Raw genomic sequence first — 16,673 nt, 5'->3', positions numbered from 1 at the left:
AGATTGGATGTATCTTATATATATGTCAAATGCCCACAAATATTTTAAAAAATAAGAAAAAATGACCTATGCAGAAAATATGACAAAATCTCTCCTTTCATTTACATCCGCAGTTTTTCTACTTTATAATGACGTTATGTGTGTTTCATCTAGTTAATATTTGACACACTAAGAAAAATGAATGAAAGGAGATGAGATTTTTGCACGAAACAACGCAAGAACTCGCTAACTGGCAGTATTATTTTGCTATCGCAGTCTTTTTAATTACATATGCCATTATTATTTCTGAAAAAATTAATCGCGCTGTCATCGCACTTCTCGGTGCAGCATTCATGGTAATTGTGGGGGTCGTCGATTTACATAACGCCTTTACGAAACATATTGAATGGGGAACGATTACGCTACTCATCGGTATGATGATTTTGGTGAACATTACGAGTAAATCAGGTGTTTTCCAATACGTTGCCATTAAAGCAGCAAAAGGGGCACAAGGAAATCCAATTAAAATTTTAATTTCCCTTTCCCTACTTACCGCGCTTGGCTCCGCATTTTTAGATAACGTTACAACTGTACTTCTTGTTGTTCCAGTTACTTTATCTATTACGCGCATACTGCAAGTAAATCCTGTTCCTTATTTACTTTCTGAAATTATTTTTTCAAACATTGGAGGAACAGCAACATTAATTGGTGATCCACCTAACATTATGATTGGTTCTGCCAATAAGCATTTAGACTTCAATGCTTTCCTATTGAATCTAGCACCAATCGTAATTATTATTATTGCAGTTACAGCGATAATACTTTACTTTATGTATCGCAAACAATTAATTGCCGATCCTGTACAAGTTAAGAAATTAATGAGCCTAGATGAAAAACAATACATTAAAGATCCAGTATTAATGAAAAAATCTTTAACAGTACTTGGACTTACAATTGTAGGTTTCATGACTCATTCGATTTTCCACGTTGATGCAGCTATCATCGCTTTAACTGGTGCTACTGTACTTATGTTAATTGGTGTGAAAGAGCATGAAATTGAGGAAGTATTTGCAAGCGTAGAGTGGGTAACAATCTTCTTCTTCGCAGGGCTATTCGTACTTGTTGGAGGACTTATCGATATCGGTCTTATCAAAATGTTAGCTCAAAAAGTAATTGGTATAACAGGCGGAGATATTTCTTACGCATCCATCCTTATTTTATGGGTATCTGGTATCGCCTCTGCAACAATTGATAACATCCCATTCGTTGCAACAATGATTCCACTTATTAACGATATGGCAGTTGGGCTAGGCTTATCACCATCTGACGCACAAATCGATGTATTATGGTGGGCATTAGCACTAGGTGCTTGTCTGGGCGGAAACGGAACATTAATCGGAGCTTCTGCTAACGTAATCGTTGCAGGTATCGCGAGCCGCGAAGGACATAAATTTAGTTACATGGACTTCCTAAAAGTCGGTTTCCCAATTATGATCGTTTCATTAATCATTTCTCACATTTATATTTATTTACGCTACCTTATGTAGTAAAAAAAGCGCTCTGATAATCAGGGCGCTTTTTTACTTATATCTAAAATATATCGACTTATCAACAAAACGAAAAGTCTACTCTTTATATCTCACCGGTTCATTCCGAATAATAAATAAATGAATCGGTAAGAACACCGAAAATGTGATTACATGAATAATCGTAAATAATATAGAGTTCGTTCCGTATCTGTCTAAAATAGCGTAGATAAGATAAATGGACAATACAATCGATACAGCTGTTGCTAGTAAACTTATAATTGGTACGAAATTAAAAATGAAACATGCAACATATATGCCGAATACTTTCCACCCTGCTTCTTCTTTCAAAAAATCTGGTAATTTATCTTTCGCTAAGTCACCCCATGTCTTACTATTCAAAAACGGAATAAACGCAAGCACCCCGTCCGTTGCACCATCATTTTTCGCCATCGAATAAAGTGCAAAAGCCGTTAACAAATATGAAATAATTGCCCAAATCAATATAACAAGAATAAACGCAAAACTAAGAGCAAAGAAACCTGCTAATACGCCTTGATCCTCCATCTTATCCTCTCCTCTCTACTTTCAACATATTTCATTACATTGCAAGTTATGTTTTAAAATTTATCCAAACTCTTTGTATAATAAGAGAAGAAAGAGAATAAGAGAGGAGCAACACTTATGCATCCATTTGTAAAAGCATTACAAGAGCATTTCACAGCTCATCAAAATCCTGAAAAAGCAGAACCTATGGCTCGTTATATGAAAAATCACTTCCCATTTCTAGGTATTCAAACACCGGAAAGACGCCAATTATTAAAAGACATCATTCAAATACATACTCTCCCAGATCAAAAAGACTTCCAAATTATCATACGTGAGCTTTGGGACTTGCCAGAACGTGAATTCCAAGCCGCCGCACTTGATATTATGCAAAAATATAAAAAGCATATAAACGAAACTCATATCCCCTTCTTAGAAGAACTGATTGTCACAAAATCTTGGTGGGACTCTGTCGATAGCATCGTCCCTACATTTTTAGGCGATATCTTTTTAAAACATCCAGAATTAATTTCTGCCTATATTCCAAAATGGATTGCATCAGATAACATATGGTTACAACGTGCCGCTATTTTATTCCAACTAAAATATAAACAAAAGATGGATGAAGAACTTCTTTTCTGGATTATTGGACAACTACATTCTTCAAAAGAATTTTTCATTCAAAAAGCGATTGGCTGGGTCCTTCGTGAATATGCAAAAACAAATCCGGATGTAGTTTGGGAATACGTTCAAAACAATGAGCTCGCTCCATTAAGTAAGCGTGAAGCAATTAAGCATATTAAAGAAAATTACGGAATAAATAATGAAAAAATAGGTGAGACTCTATCATAGATAGACGCGTTCCTCTATTGAGATTTAAAAAAGAACGTGTTAGAATATGTTCATTATTATTAATATAAGTAGCGATGACGGACTTATAAGTACTTGCATAAAAAGCGATTCAGGGATAGTGAAAGCCTGAAGACGCAAGGAAACGGCAGTCTCGAGCAATACATGATAAAGTGGATGCACCTTTTGTGTATCAACTAGGGTGGAACCGCGGGCAAACGCTCGTCCCTAGGCAAATAAGCCTTGGGATGAGCGTTTTTTTATGTTCTTTTTAACATATACTGCCCGTTTCCAAAGTATCAGAGTATGTCATCGCCAATACGTTAACTTTCAAAAGGAGGATTTTCTTATGTATTCAATGGAACAAGTTGTAAACTTAGCGAAACATCGCGGTTTTGTTTTCCCTGGTTCTGAAATTTACGGTGGTCTTGCAAACACTTGGGATTACGGTCCACTTGGAATCGAATTAAAAAATAATGTTAAAAAAGCTTGGTGGAAAAAATTCATTCAAGAATCTCCACACAACGTTGGTTTAGACGCAGCTATTTTAATGAACCCTAAAACTTGGATCGCTTCTGGTCACGTTGGTAACTTCAACGATCCAATGATCGACTGTAAAAAATGTAAAGCTCGTCACCGTGCTGACAAATTAATTGAGGATGCTTTAGATGCAAAAGGCATCGAAATGGTTGTTGACGGTCTTACTTTCGACCAAATGGCTGACTTAATGAAAGAACATGAAGTAAAATGTCCTGATTGCGGTAGTGAAGAATTTACTGAAATCCGTCAGTTCAACTTAATGTTCAAAACATTCCAAGGTGTTACAGAGTCTAGCACAAACGAAATCTTCCTTCGTCCTGAAACAGCACAAGGTATTTTCGTAAACTTCAAAAACGTTCAACGCTCTATGCGTAAAAAGCTTCCATTTGGTATCGGCCAAATCGGTAAGAGTTTCCGTAACGAAATCACACCTGGTAACTTCACATTCCGTACACGTGAATTCGAACAAATGGAACTTGAATTCTTCTGTAAGCCTGGTGAAGATTTAGAGTGGTTCGCATTCTGGCGTGAAACTTGTAAAAACTGGTTACTTTCACTTGGTATGTCTGAAGAGAGCATGCGTCTTCGTGACCACGGTGAAGAAGAGTTATCTCACTACAGTAATGCAACAACTGACATTGAATTCAAATTCCCATTCGGTTGGGGCGAACTTTGGGGCGTTGCATCTCGTACAGACTTCGACTTAAAACGTCACATGGAACACTCAAACGAAGACTTTAACTATATCGATCCACAAACGAATGAGCGTTACGTACCATACTGCATCGAGCCATCTTTAGGCGCAGACCGCGTAACATTAGCATTCTTATGTGATGCATATGAAGAAGAGCAATTAGAAAACGATTCTCGTACAGTTCTTCGTTTCCACCCTGCTTTAGCACCATACAAAGCAGCTATCTTACCATTATCTAAAAAGCTATCTGAAGGTGCTACTGAAGTATTCGCAGAATTAGCTAAAGACTTCATGGTAGACTTTGATGAAACTGGTTCTATCGGTAAACGTTACCGTCGTCAAGACGAAATCGGTACACCATTCTGTATCACATACGACTTCGACTCAGTTGAAGACAAAGCTGTTACAGTACGTGACCGTGACACAATGGAACAAGTTCGTATGCCAATTAGCGAACTAAAAGGTTTCTTAGAGAAGAAAATCCAGTTCTAATTATAAGAAAAAGAGGCTGCTCATAAGAGCGCCTCTTTTTTATTTTTCACGTTTTTCTTTAATTGCTACTGTACATCTTGATATACATAGTAAATCATCATTTTCATCAATAATGCGAACATCCCAAACCATTGTCGATTGTCCTCTATGTATTGGTGTTCCAATCGCTGTTACAATTCCATCTTTCTTTGAGCGAATGTGGTTCGCATTAATTTCTAATCCGAAACAAATACATTTTTCTTGATCAATTAAATTATATGAACCAACACTTGCCACTGTTTCTGCTAATGCAACCGATGCACCACCATGTAAAAATCCAAATGGCTGATGCGTACGCTCATCAACAGGCATCGTAGCAACCACCTTATCTTCTGTCATCTCTAACAACTCAATTCCAAGTGAATCCATTAAAGTTTTTGCCATATCGCTTCCCCCTTCTCTTACTTTAATTAAATGTATAATTTTACCTATTTATTTTCAAACTACTTATAACACTTATATAAGGAGGCTTCACCTAAATGAAACAGAAATTTTGTATATTACTGCTTATGTTCTCCTTGCTGACTATTGTACCAAATTGTGCAATAACAGCCAAAGCATCTAACCTGACAATCGATGTTAAGACTGTAACGCAAAAAGGTAAGAAACCTTATATAGAATATCAAATAAACAGGCCTTCTTTTCGCGAATTTTCTGACTCTAAATTTCAAAATAAACTCAATTTATACTACAAAAAATCCACTGACAAATTTAAAAACAAATTAGAAAAAGAAGCAAAAAAATATTATAAAGAGACAGAAGGATCTAGTACACCATTTCATCCGTACGTAGCAAATGTTGATTATAAAGTCTCTTTAAACAAACCACCTTTTCTTAGCCTATATGTGAATTACTATCAATATACTGGTGGAGCACACGGTCTTTATACGTGGAAGGCAAATACATTTGATTTAAACGAAAAAAAGGTGCTGCACTTAGACGATTTATTTGAACAAAAGGATAAATATAAAGATGTAATCCGTGCGGAGATTGTACGACAAATTAAACAAAATGAAAGCATTTATTTTCCTGATGCAACTGAAAAAGTAATGAGTATGAAAAAATTCCACTTCTTTTTAGAGCCAGACAATCTCGTCATTTATTTCCCTTTATATGAGATTGCTCCCTATTCAAGTGGAATTCCGCAATTTCGTATTCCATATACGTTGCTAAGAGACTATTTAAAGCCTTCTTATCAAAATATTTTGATTGACAACAAGTAAATATTTTCGCTACGATAATGTTAACCTAAAAACAACAGGAGGTTAACATTATGAGAAGATTTCATGTTTTAGATTTAGCATTAGCTGCCATGTTCGTTGCTCTTATGGCAATCGGTGCAAATATTGTATCTTGGGCACCATTCCTTCAAGTAGCAGGCATCCCATTATCTATGCAACCATTTTTCGCAATTTTAGCAGGTCTTCTTCTTGGAAGTAGACTTGGTGCCTTATCCATGACTGTATATATGCTCGTTGGCGTAGCCGGCGCACCAATCTTCGCTAACTTCAAAGCTGGATTTGGAGCACTTTTAGATCCTACTGGTGGTTTTATTATCGCATTTATTATCGTTGCTTACGTATCCGGAAAACTAGTAGAACAAAAAGAAAGACCAACATTCATTACATTTGCAATTGCCTCTTTCACAGGAATTATTTTAACTTATATAATCGGTACTACTTACATGTACGGGGCAGTCAATCTCTTTATGGGCGGTAATATGAGCTATAAAGCTGCTTGGATGATTATGATGTGGTTTGCAGTAAAAGATATTGCATTTACAATTATCGGTGCTATTATCGCACCTCGCATATATTATGCTGTGCGTCGTTCTGCTTATCAGCATTCTCATTCGACGATTTCATAATAAAAAAATGAGTTATTTCAGTATACTGAAATAACTCATTTTTTATTATGACTCTTGATTCGCTTGTTCTTCTAAAATTTTCTTCATCATCGCAACCATGTCATCACGTAATTCTGGGTGTTGCAGAGCCATTTCGATTGTCGTTTGAACGAATCCTAGCTTTTCACCTACGTCGTAGCGCTTTCCTTCGAAATCGTAGGCAAATACACGTTGGATTTCATTTAAGCTTTGGATTGCATCTGTTAACTGAATTTCACCACCAGCACCGACATGTTGCTGTTCTAAGAACATAAAGATTTCAGGCGTTAAAATGTAGCGCCCCATAATCGCTAAGTTTGAAGGAGCTGTACCTTGTGCTGGTTTCTCAACGAAATTGCGAACTTGGTAACGACGACCTTCTTGTTCTAATGGATCGATAATTCCATAGCGATGTGTTTCCGACTCTGGAACAGTTTGTACACCAATAACAGAAGAAAGTGTTTTTTCATACTCATCCATTAATTGACGTAAACACGGTTTCTCAGCTTGGACAATATCATCACCTAGTAACACTGCAAATGGCTCATCACCAATGAATTTACGTGCACACCAAACAGCATGTCCTAGTCCCTTCGGCTCTTTTTGACGGATGTAATGAATATCTACCATTTTTGAAGAAGCTTGTACTTTTTCAAGCAACTCATATTTTTTCTTCTCTAATAAGTTTTGTTCTAGTTCAAATGCGTTATCAAAATGATCTTCGATAGAGCGCTTTGTTTTACCAGTAACAATAATAATATCTTCGATTCCAGATTTCACTGCTTCTTCTACAATGTATTGGATCGTTGGTTTATCTACTATCGGTAACATTTCTTTCGGCATTGCTTTCGTTGCTGGTAAAAAACGTGTTCCTAATCCAGCTGCTGGGATTATCGCTTTTCTTACTTTTTTCATCACAAAATACCCTCTCTCCTGTCGGAATCAATAGCAATCATTTCCTACATAAAACAAAAGGGAGATTTCGCTCCCTTTTGTTCCTTACTACTTAAAATTACTTTGTATTATAAACGATTCATAATGTCTTCTTTAATAGTAAGTAACTTTTGTTCACTATTTTGTAAAGAACTATCTTTCACACCAAAGTAAAACTTAATCTTCGGCTCAGTTCCAGATGGACGTAGGCAGAACCATGAACCATCCTCTAATTGATATTTTAACACATTTGATTTCGGTAAGTGAATCTCTTCTTTATGTCCATCTTGTAAAGATGTAACGATGCTTGCTTTATAGTCTTCCACTGCTACGACTGTTAAGCCTGCTACTTCTTTCGGCGGATTCTCACGGAACGTTGCCATCATCTCTTGGATTTTTTCCGCTCCATCTTTTCCTTTTAACGTTAACGATACAAGGTCTTCACGGAAGAAACCGTACTTCTCAAATACTTCTAATAGACCGTCATATAACGTTTTCCCTTGTGATTTGTAGTATGCAGCTACTTCACATGCAAATAGGACAGATTGTACTGCATCTTTATCACGGCAGAATGGGCGGATTAAATAACCATAGCTTTCCTCATAACCGAATTGGAATTCATATTGTCCGCTTTCTTCATACTGTCTAATTTTCTCACCGATAAATTTAAATCCAGTTAACGTATCAACTGTATCTAAACCGTATGCTTTTGCAATTGTACGACCAATTTCAGACGTTACGATTGTTTTTAATACGACACCGTTCTCTGGAAGCGTTCCGTTTTCTTTCTTTTGAGATAGTAAGTAATCAAGCATTAATGCACCTGTTTGGTTTCCTGTTAATACTTGGAACTCACCATTATGATTACGCACTGCTACACCAAGGCGGTCTGCGTCAGGATCAGTTGCGATTAATACATCTGCGCCTACCTTTTCACCGTCACGAATTGCATACTCAAACGCTGCGTGCTCTTCTGGGTTCGGTGATTTTACTGTAGAGAAGTTTGGATCTGGTAACTCTTGCTCTTTTACAACTGTTACATCTGTAAATCCAACTTCTTTTAAACCACGGCGTACAGAAATATTTGATGTTCCGTGTAATGGTGTAAAGACGATTTTTAAGTCTTTACCAACCTTTTGTACCATTTCTTTATTAATGATGACATTGTTCAATTCTGCAGCATATGCATCATCTACTTCTTGTCCAATAATATGTAATAAACCGTCAGCTTTTAATTGCTCTACATCAGCGACTTCAACTGTTAATTCATCTTCTACTGCATTTACGTAGCTAATTAACTCATCTGCCTCTTTTGGAGGTAACTGTCCACCATCTTCACCGTATACTTTGTATCCGTTATATTCAGGCGGATTATGGCTTGCCGTAAGAACGATTCCACTTACTGTATGTAAATGACGAACTGCGAAAGAAAGTACTGGCGTTGGACGTAAGCTTTCAAACACATATGTTGTGATACCACGTGCACCAAGTGTAGCAGCGACTTCCATTGCGAACTCAGGTGATTTATGACGAGAATCATAGGCTACAACAACACCGCGTTTTTTCGCTTCCTCACCTAACTTTTCGATAAAGCTTGCTAATCCTTTTGTTGCTTTACGAACTGTATATACATTTAAACGGTTCGTACCAGCACCAAGTTCACCACGCATACCACCTGTGCCAAACTCTAGATTTTTATAAAAGCTATCCTCGATTTTCTTCTCATCTTGCTTCATATTTTCTAGCTGTTCTTTTAATTCTGCATCTAATTGTGCGTAAGAAAGCCAGCGACTAAATTCTTGTTTCCAATTCATTCTTCTCTCTCCTCTCGCTCGTCATACCTTTATTATATGAAAAAAACATGCTGTATCTCAATATTTTATAAAATCTAACAGGATTTTACTAGGAATATTTGTATACACTATTGTTAAATACTCCACTAAAGGGAATGAGGATTATGCACGAATGGGGCTTGTCAGAAGAGCTCAAAATACAAACAAAGCAAATGATTGAAATTGCTGAAAAAGAACTATCGATTATGAGGAACGCAATCGATAAAGAAGACGAATGTATTTTATGCAAAATGGAAGATATTCATCATATGTTAGCAAATGTACAAACATTGGCAGCTACATACTATATTCAGGCATATTTATCACCTTATACGGAAAGTTCATCTTTTATTACGACAGCTATCCAACATTTAAGCGCCAGAAAACATGGTGCTCTTATCGTCGTGGAACGAAACGAGACGCTTGAAGCTCTCATTCAAACTGGAACGACATTAAACGCTCATTTAACTGCGCCATTACTCGAATCAATATTTTATCCAGGTAACCCTCTTCATGACGGTGCCGTTCTCGTAAAAAATAATCATATTGTCTCAGCTGCTAATATTCTTCCTTTAACGAAAAGTACAGAAGTTGATCCTGAGCTAGGAACACGTCACAGAGCTGCAATTGGCTTATCTGAAAAGAGTGATGCACTTATATTAGTTGTCTCTGAAGAAACGGGCCGTACTTCTTTTGCTTTAAATGGGGTTTTGTATACGATTTCTTTATAAAGTGAAACTTTAATCAGCCCTCACCAATCGAGCGTTTACCGGCAATCCGACCTAACTGCTTTCCTTTCGCTGAATTTTGAGTTATGGGTCTTACTACCCGGAAAATAGTGGGATAAACAAACCTATAAAAAAGAAGACTGTTCCAAAATATCTGAACAGTCTTCACTTATACTCTTATTCTTCTCCAAAGCGCTCCACAAGTGTTGCAAGTGTACGTACCATTGCACCAGTTGCTCCAGCTGGACCTAAGTCGTGCGCGCCTTTTGTTTCTGATGTTCCAGCGATATCTAAGTGTACCCACGGTGTATCTTCAGCGAATTCGCCTAAGAATGTACCTGCCATAACCGCATGTCCTTCACGGCCTGGTGAGTTATTTAAATCAGCAAACTTACTGTTTCGAACGCGTTCTTTATCACGATCAAAAATCGGTAGTTGCCAAATTGGCTCATCTGTTTCCATAGAAGCCTCTAGCACTTGCTCAAATAACTCTTCATTATTTGTCATTGCGCCTGTCGTATAGTTTCCAAGTGCAACAATTACACCGCCTGTTAATGTTGCAACATCAACAAGGTAGTTTGCACCAAGTTTTTTCGCATACGTAATACCGTCAGCTAAAGCTAGACGACCTTCTGCATCCGTATTTAATACTTCAATTGTTTTTCCGCTCATAGATGTAATTACATCGTCTGGCTTAAATGCCGTACCACTTACAACGTTATCAGTTGAAGGAATAACAGCGATCACATTTTGTTCTGGGCGAAGTTCACCGATAATTTCCATCGCACCTAATACAGCAGCTGCACCACCCATATCACCTTTCATACCGACCATGCCTTCACGTGGTTTTAAAGAATAACCACCTGTATCGTATGTAATACCTTTTCCAACGAATCCAATGACATCTGTCCACTCTTCTTTTCCTTTATAAATAAGAGCAATCATTTTTGGTGGCTCTACACTACCTTGGTTTACTGCAAGCAACGCACCCATACCAAGATCTTCCATCTCTTCTTTCTCAAGAACTTTATAGTCCATATCATACTTCTCCGCTAATTCAACAGCATACTCAGCAAGCTTTGTCGCTGTTAATACGTTTGGCGGCATATTTACAAGTGTACGAGCTGAATTTGTTGCACGTCCATGTACGTAGCCAACTGTTAATGCGGCTTCAATTTCTTGTGCATCTTCCGCTGTAATAGCCGTGAACTTCTCTAACTCTACACGATCCTTTTTATCTGATTTATACGTTTGTAATTCATATGTACCAAGGCCTTGTACCTCTGCTGCAATATGAGCGACATCAATCGCCTCTAATTTCTCTGTTACGAAAGAATCAAGTAAGATTGCTGCATCTTGTACTTTTGCTACTTGCAGTGTTTTAAATGCCTTACCAAGAGCCGCACGTAACGTTTCTGTCGTGTAAGACTCTTTCTTGCCTAAACCAACAAAGTAATAACGTTTCACATTTGTTTTTCCTAAGCTATGTACTTTCGAAATGGCCTTTTTCTTCGTAGATAATTCTTTCTCTTCTAGTAAAACTTGTAATTGTCCTTCAAACGCTTTGTCCAGTTCTTGTACAAAACTACTCATTTTCTCTTCTTCAAATAAAGCGACAATTACTGCTTCGTGACCTGCTAATTCTTTTTGTACTTGAAACATGTTCAGACCCCCTAAATTTCTCTAACACCATTATAACTTTATTTTCGATAAAATGCGACAATTCTAACTACAGTTATATGTCGTGTAAAATCCCCTCCATTATGAAATAAGCCAAGAAAAAAAGTCTAGCGTAATTACGACTAGACTATCTTTGTTTTAAATATTGACCACGAAACACTTGCATCGTTTCGTCTTGATTTAACATCGTTAACTCTTCTTCTGTAAACTTACCATTTCCTACTTTTACTACGTACACATTTACTTTTTTCTTACCCCATTGGCTATAAACATCTTTCACCGTATCATAATATAGATCAAGACGGTTTCCTTTTATTGCACCGCCCTTATCAGCTACTACACCATACCCATAACCTGGTACGAATAAAATTGTTCCAATTGGGAATACGCGTAAGTCCGCTGCGATTGTGGAATATAAATCCCTTTTCGCCTTAACACCTGAATATGTAATACCATACTCCGGATGTCCCGGCCTCTTACCAGTTGACTCAATTCCCGACGTATAACCTGTTGCAGTCATTTCAATTGAACGATATTTAGACCAGTCGTTTGCCTGCTCTAAAGCATTTATCACTTCTTTACTCGGAGCAACATTTCTCTTAACTTCTGCTGCATGTACTTCTTTTGCACTCGTTCCCTCATACTTCTTTACAATCTCTAATAAAGAAACTCCTGTGAAAGCATTCCATGTTACGCATAATGCAATTGCAAGTAAACAAGTCATCATAATGCGAATACAATATCGTTTTAACATTTTTATATTCCACACTCCTTCATCGTTAATCATTCCCTATACCATGAAGGAATATGCAAAAAAATAATCTCCAACTTAATTGGAGATTAAAACATTTGATATCCGCTTTTCCGAAGTTTCTTGATTACGACTCCTGCTAAAGCAGCCCCTACTAATCCAGTAGATAGAATAAATACGTCTGCTTGTCCTAAGTGCGATACACTTGTCCCAAATGAAGAAAATGTTTCTTTCGGTTTTGAAAAATAATCCCACATACTCGCTTTATTAATAATAAGCATACAAACAATCGGATACACAATAACCATTACCCAAGTAGCTCGCAAAATCATGTTGAGTAAAAATCCAATTCCAAAGAACAAAATAAAGAATAACATCATTGAAATAAGTAGTACCGGTATACTCACTCTTTTCCCCTCTCCTTCGCACGTGCCGTAAATACGTGATAAGCTGTATAACCAAATGGTTCGCCTGGATTTAATGTTTTGTCCACTTCAAGATGTAGTTCTGATCTTCCTTCTAACAAATATTTAATAAGCACAGACGTATTCGGATCGTCTACAATCTTATCCGGATGTAAGAACGCCACTTCAGACAATTCTTTCTCCTGTATAATAATATTTTCTCCTTCAGGCTCCAAAAGAAAAATAATCATATTATCACTAATCTCATTACGAATAACACCCGATCGAACACCAATGATCCCCTTCACATGAGCGACAATGCCTGTCTCTTCTAACACTTCGCGTTTCACAGCTTCATCAACCGTCTCACCTTCATTTACAAAACCAGCCGGTAAAGACCATTTCCCTTTTAATCCACTGTATTTCTTCTTAACAAATAGCCACCTACCATCTTTTGTAGCTACTAAACCACTAACAGCCAGCCATACCTTCCCTCGTTTCTCCATGATGTAATAACCTCCTCTTTCAGAACGGACAGAATATTCTTTCTTTTTATATTATACTATATTTTTAATATGAAAAAAGCAGAAACAGCTCTTAGCCGTTTCTGCTTTTTCTAATATATATTAAAAGAACTTTAATTTACCTTTTTTAAGAACTAATAAAGGTCCACCTAATAAGAATAGGTAACGGTTATCGATTACTTTCTTCATGAAGGAAGCTTTCCAACCTGTTAACTTTTTACCCATAACAACGCCCATTGCATCGTCATGACCTAAAGAACATACAGATCCTTTATTATCAAATGCAAATTTCTTCATTTCGCCCTTGCCACGAACTAATACAGTTAAGTTGTGTGCAATATTGTAACCTTGTTGAATTGCGATTTGTGCTGTTGGTGGGTATGGACGGTTAATTTCTTCATTAATGATTAACGCTGCGTCACCAACCATGAATACATCTTCGTATCCTGGAGCATGCATGTACTCATCAACTTTTACACGTCCGCGCATTGCTTCAAATCCAGACTCTTCCACAATACCATTACCACGAACACCTGCAGCCCAAACTACTGTTTCAGACTTAATTAATTCAGTGTCATCGCCATTCGCAACGATAATACCTTCTTCAGTTGCTTCTTTAATTGCTGTACCGATGCGGAATTCTACACCTTTTTTCTCAAGTTGTTTTACAGCGTATTCTACTAACGCTGGATCGAAACCTGGAAGTGCTGTTGGAGCAGCTTCTACACAGATGATACGTGCTTTTTCACGTGGTACATTGTACTCTTTGCAAAGTTCAGGAACACGGTTTGCAAGCTCACCTACGTACTCGATACCAGTAAATCCAGCACCACCAACAACGATTGTTACTAACTCATCGCGTTGTTCAGTTGCATATTTAGAGAAACTAGCTTCCATATGCTCACGAATTTCACGAGTTGCATTAATGTTAGCGATTGAGAATGCATGCTCTTTTAATCCTGTAATTCCGAATGTTTCTGATTCGAAACCAAGACCAATTACTAAGTAGTCATACTCTAACTCGCCGTCTTTTAAGATAATGCGTTTTTCAGCAGCTTTAATTTCTACTACTGTGTCTTGTACAAAGTTCACTTTATTTGTATCAATAACGTCTTGAATATCTAGACAGATTTTTTCATCTTGTAATGTACCAGCTGCGCTCTCGTGTAACCAAGTCGCTTGGTAGTGATAGCTGTTGTTGTTTACTAGCGTAATTTCAGCTTCATTTACAGATAATGCTTTTTGCAGACGAACAGTCGTAATCATCCCGCCATAACCTGCACCTAAAACTACGATTTTTGGAGTCTTCACCAAATCACAACCCTTTTCTTTATATAATAGTAATGAAAAATAATACCAAGTACTAAAAACTCTATTTGTCAAGAATGTGGAATTTATCACATTCTATATCATAACAAAACGCAGTCAAAAAATCGTACGAATTTTGTCATAGAAATTTAACATAATACTTCCCTATATTAGTCGGTTTTATTCCAGAATTCAAGCGTCTGGAGAATTATCAATATTTTAAAATAACATAGCGTTTTCAAGGGTTTTTTAGCCTTTTTTTCATGTATTTTCCTTTCTGTATATTTTATACAATAAAAAAGAACCTATGCGAAAACTTACACACAATTCAGTCGTTTTCAGAAGTATTATGAACTCAAATATGCTATCATTTATTTGAAAGTATCATCATTTGCAGGATTTTCGTGTACATATGAACAATATATGAAATCAATATCAAAATTCCATCTATAGGGGGAATGAAAGTGGCAGAAAATCAAAAAGTTTACGACATAACAATTATTGGTGGTGGTCCAACGGGACTGTTCACAGCATTTTATGGCGGTATGAGACAAGCAAGTGTAAAAATCATTGAAAGCTTACCTCAACTTGGCGGACAATTATCCGCACTCTACCCTGAAAAATACATTTATGATGTGGCTGGATTTCCAAAAGTGCGCGCACAAGAATTAGTTGATAACTTAAAAGAGCAAATGAAGAAATTTGACCCAACCGTTTGTTTAGAAGAAGCTGTCGATACGCTTGAGAAACAAGCTGACGGTATATTTAAACTTGTTACGAATAAGCAAACTCACTATTCTAAATCAGTTATTATTACTGCTGGCAATGGTGCTTTCCAACCACGCCGCTTAGAATTAGAAGGTACAGCAAAGTATGAAAAGAAAAACTTACACTATTTCGTTGATGATATGAATAAATTTGCCGGTAAGCGCGTCGTAGTATTTGGCGGCGGCGATTCAGCTGTTGATTGGACAATGATGTTAGAACCAATTGCTGAAAAAGTTACAATCGTTCATCGCCGTGATAAATTCCGTGCGCATGAACATAGCGTAGAAAGCTTAATGAATTCTCGTGCAGAAGTAAGTACACCATACGTTCCAGTAGAACTCATTGGTGATGACAAAATTGAACAAGTCGTTCTTCAACATGTAAAAACGGAAGAAAAAGTTATCATCGATGTTGATGACGTAATTGTAAACTATGGCTTCGTTTCTTCTCTTGGCCCAATTAAAAACTGGGGCTTAGATATACAAAAAAACAGCATCCTTGTAAATTCAAAAATGGAAACAAATATTCCTGGCATTTACGCTGCTGGTGACATTTGTACATATGAAGGAAAAGTAAAACTCATTGCTTGCGGCTTCGGTGAAGCACCAACAGCAGTAAACAATGCAAAAGCTTACTTCGATCCAAATGCAAAACTTCAACCAATGCATAGCTCAAGCATGTTTTAATATGTAAAAATAAAAGCTCCTTCCATACGTGGAAGGAGCTTTTATTTTATATACCACGAAAGCACACTGAATTCGATAAACTATCGAACTCAGTGTGCTTTTCGTCTAAAAAAATTATTGTTTTCTTCTTCTACCTAATACGAATAATACTCCGCCAACTAAGAATGAAATTCCAGCACCAACTGACATCATCCATGGAGACGCTGCCCCTGTTTTCGGTAATTCTCTTTCTGTTTTTACTTGCGGCTCTTTAATTAATTTTTCCAATCTTACTTCTGGTTTCACTTCTGGCTCCTTCGGCTCTTTCGAATCCTCCGGTTTCACTTCTGGTTCCTTCGGTTCTTTCGGATCTTCCGGTTTCACTTCTGGCTCCTTCGGTTCTTTCGGTTCTTTCGGTTCTTTCGGATCTTCCGGTTTCACTTCTGGCTCCTTCGGTTCTTTCGGTTCTTCTGGTTTCACTTCTGGCTCCTTCGGCTCTTTCGGATCTTCCGGTTTCACTTCTGGCTCCT

Annotated in this window: 17 protein-coding genes; 7 read left to right on the top strand and 10 right to left on the bottom strand. The window is 37.2% G+C overall.

Annotated features, from left to right (window positions below; genetic code table 11):
- Positions 1 to 200 precede the first annotated feature (200 nt).
- Positions 201 to 1,526 (top strand): ArsB/NhaD family transporter, encoded by a 1,326-nt coding sequence (locus tag HMAS_RS23475; protein ID WP_065224315.1) that lies wholly within the window; start codon positions 201 to 203, stop codon positions 1,524 to 1,526.
- A gap of 78 nt (positions 1,527 to 1,604) precedes the next feature.
- On the opposite strand, the gene HMAS_RS23470 is transcribed toward HMAS_RS23475, so the two are convergent.
- Complete coding sequence (locus tag HMAS_RS23470; protein ID WP_000390061.1) at positions 1,605 to 2,072, bottom strand: hypothetical protein; 468 nt, start codon at positions 2,070 to 2,072, stop codon at positions 1,605 to 1,607.
- Positions 2,073 to 2,189: 117 nt separating this feature from the next.
- Between HMAS_RS23470 and HMAS_RS23465 the strand changes: the two genes are divergently transcribed.
- Both HMAS_RS23465 and HMAS_RS23460 read left to right on the top strand, forming a co-directional pair.
- Positions 2,190 to 2,903, top strand: coding sequence for a DNA alkylation repair protein (locus HMAS_RS23465; RefSeq protein ID WP_000553308.1), 714 nt, complete (start codon positions 2,190 to 2,192; stop codon positions 2,901 to 2,903).
- 346 nt (positions 2,904 to 3,249) lie between these two features.
- Complete coding sequence (locus HMAS_RS23460) at positions 3,250 to 4,626, top strand: glycine--tRNA ligase (protein WP_000287147.1); 1,377 nt, start codon at positions 3,250 to 3,252, stop codon at positions 4,624 to 4,626.
- A 39-nt stretch (positions 4,627 to 4,665) separates the two neighbouring features.
- On the opposite strand, the gene HMAS_RS23455 is transcribed toward HMAS_RS23460, so the two are convergent.
- A complete protein-coding gene (locus HMAS_RS23455; RefSeq protein ID WP_001140612.1) occupies positions 4,666 to 5,049 on the bottom strand; it encodes a hotdog fold thioesterase in 384 nt (127 codons plus the stop codon).
- 95 nt (positions 5,050 to 5,144) lie between these two features.
- Between HMAS_RS23455 and HMAS_RS23450 the strand changes: the two genes are divergently transcribed.
- Together HMAS_RS23450 and HMAS_RS23445 are read left to right on the top strand one after the other, a co-directional pair.
- A complete protein-coding gene (locus HMAS_RS23450; protein WP_116345060.1) occupies positions 5,145 to 5,888 on the top strand; it encodes a DUF3298 and DUF4163 domain-containing protein in 744 nt (247 codons plus the stop codon).
- A 50-nt stretch (positions 5,889 to 5,938) separates the two neighbouring features.
- Positions 5,939 to 6,532, top strand: coding sequence for a biotin transporter BioY (locus HMAS_RS23445; RefSeq protein ID WP_001252163.1), 594 nt, complete (start codon positions 5,939 to 5,941; stop codon positions 6,530 to 6,532).
- A gap of 45 nt (positions 6,533 to 6,577) precedes the next feature.
- Here HMAS_RS23445 and galU read toward each other — a convergent pair whose 3' ends face one another.
- Positions 6,578 to 7,465, bottom strand: a complete 888-nt coding sequence (galU, locus tag HMAS_RS23440) for a UTP--glucose-1-phosphate uridylyltransferase GalU (RefSeq protein ID WP_002097988.1) — start codon at positions 7,463 to 7,465, stop codon at positions 6,578 to 6,580.
- Positions 7,466 to 7,572: 107 nt separating this feature from the next.
- Complete coding sequence (locus tag HMAS_RS23435) at positions 7,573 to 9,297, bottom strand: phospho-sugar mutase (RefSeq protein WP_001104221.1); 1,725 nt, start codon at positions 9,295 to 9,297, stop codon at positions 7,573 to 7,575.
- Between the two features lie 143 nt (positions 9,298 to 9,440).
- Between HMAS_RS23435 and cdaS the strand changes: the two genes are divergently transcribed.
- Positions 9,441 to 10,046 carry a sporulation-specific diadenylate cyclase CdaS gene (cdaS, locus tag HMAS_RS23430; protein WP_000545253.1) on the top strand — a complete coding sequence of 202 codons (606 nt, stop codon included), beginning with the start codon at positions 9,441 to 9,443 and terminating at the stop codon, positions 10,044 to 10,046.
- Positions 10,047 to 10,220: 174 nt separating this feature from the next.
- On the opposite strand, the gene pepA is transcribed toward cdaS, so the two are convergent.
- From pepA to HMAS_RS23405, 5 genes are all read right to left on the bottom strand, one after another.
- Complete coding sequence (gene pepA / locus HMAS_RS23425) at positions 10,221 to 11,705, bottom strand: cytosol aminopeptidase (protein WP_000487952.1); 1,485 nt, start codon at positions 11,703 to 11,705, stop codon at positions 10,221 to 10,223.
- Positions 11,706 to 11,850: 145 nt separating this feature from the next.
- The gene (locus HMAS_RS23420) at positions 11,851 to 12,477 is read right to left on the bottom strand and encodes a 3D domain-containing protein (protein ID WP_006922360.1); all 627 of its coding nucleotides are present in this window, start codon (positions 12,475 to 12,477) and stop codon (positions 11,851 to 11,853) included.
- A gap of 86 nt (positions 12,478 to 12,563) precedes the next feature.
- Positions 12,564 to 12,881, bottom strand: coding sequence for a YuiB family protein (locus HMAS_RS23415; RefSeq protein ID WP_000027016.1), 318 nt, complete (start codon positions 12,879 to 12,881; stop codon positions 12,564 to 12,566).
- Positions 12,878 to 13,384: an NUDIX hydrolase gene (locus HMAS_RS23410; RefSeq protein ID WP_000415315.1), complete on the bottom strand. Its 507-nt coding sequence runs from the start codon at positions 13,382 to 13,384 to the stop codon at positions 12,878 to 12,880. The genes HMAS_RS23415 and HMAS_RS23410 overlap by 4 nt, the downstream gene beginning before the upstream one ends.
- Positions 13,385 to 13,504: 120 nt before the next feature.
- Positions 13,505 to 14,713 carry an NAD(P)/FAD-dependent oxidoreductase gene (locus HMAS_RS23405; protein ID WP_000856612.1) on the bottom strand — a complete coding sequence of 403 codons (1,209 nt, stop codon included), beginning with the start codon at positions 14,711 to 14,713 and terminating at the stop codon, positions 13,505 to 13,507.
- 461 nt (positions 14,714 to 15,174) lie between these two features.
- On the opposite strand from HMAS_RS23405, the gene HMAS_RS23400 reads away from it, so the two are divergent.
- Positions 15,175 to 16,164: an NAD(P)/FAD-dependent oxidoreductase gene (locus tag HMAS_RS23400; protein ID WP_000829789.1), complete on the top strand. Its 990-nt coding sequence runs from the start codon at positions 15,175 to 15,177 to the stop codon at positions 16,162 to 16,164.
- A gap of 114 nt (positions 16,165 to 16,278) precedes the next feature.
- Here the strand turns inward: HMAS_RS23400 and HMAS_RS23395 are convergent.
- A partial coding sequence (locus HMAS_RS23395) for an LPXTG cell wall anchor domain-containing protein (protein WP_116345058.1) occupies positions 16,279 to 16,673 on the bottom strand: 395 nt, incomplete at its 5' end.

This window comes from Bacillus sp. HMA207 (genome assembly GCF_003402455.1).
GTDB lineage: Bacteria > Bacillota > Bacilli > Bacillales > Bacillaceae_G > Bacillus_A > Bacillus_A cereus.
This window is presented reverse-complemented; position numbering and strand designations above follow the sequence as displayed.

Excerpts from the sequence above, each read along its gene's own strand:
- HMAS_RS23450 (WP_116345060.1), top strand. The coding sequence starts at position 5,145 with ATGAAACAGAAATTTTGTATATTACTGCTTATGTTCTCCTTGCTGACT.
- HMAS_RS23445 (WP_001252163.1), top strand. The coding sequence starts at position 5,939 with ATGAGAAGATTTCATGTTTTAGATTTAGCATTAGCTGCCATGTTCGTT.
- HMAS_RS23460 (WP_000287147.1), top strand. The coding sequence starts at position 3,250 with ATGTATTCAATGGAACAAGTTGTAAACTTAGCGAAACATCGCGGTTTT.
- cdaS (WP_000545253.1), top strand. The coding sequence starts at position 9,441 with ATGCACGAATGGGGCTTGTCAGAAGAGCTCAAAATACAAACAAAGCAA.
- HMAS_RS23470 (WP_000390061.1), bottom strand. The coding sequence starts at position 2,072 with ATGGAGGATCAAGGCGTATTAGCAGGTTTCTTTGCTCTTAGTTTTGCG.
- HMAS_RS23455 (WP_001140612.1), bottom strand. The coding sequence starts at position 5,049 with ATGGCAAAAACTTTAATGGATTCACTTGGAATTGAGTTGTTAGAGATG.
- galU (WP_002097988.1), bottom strand. The coding sequence starts at position 7,465 with ATGAAAAAAGTAAGAAAAGCGATAATCCCAGCAGCTGGATTAGGAACA.
- HMAS_RS23465 (WP_000553308.1), top strand. The coding sequence starts at position 2,190 with ATGCATCCATTTGTAAAAGCATTACAAGAGCATTTCACAGCTCATCAA.
- HMAS_RS23410 (WP_000415315.1), bottom strand. The coding sequence starts at position 13,384 with ATGGAGAAACGAGGGAAGGTATGGCTGGCTGTTAGTGGTTTAGTAGCT.
- pepA (WP_000487952.1), bottom strand. The coding sequence starts at position 11,705 with ATGTTTCAAGTACAAAAAGAATTAGCAGGTCACGAAGCAGTAATTGTC.
- HMAS_RS23435 (WP_001104221.1), bottom strand. The coding sequence starts at position 9,297 with ATGAATTGGAAACAAGAATTTAGTCGCTGGCTTTCTTACGCACAATTA.
- HMAS_RS23420 (WP_006922360.1), bottom strand. The coding sequence starts at position 12,477 with ATGTTAAAACGATATTGTATTCGCATTATGATGACTTGTTTACTTGCA.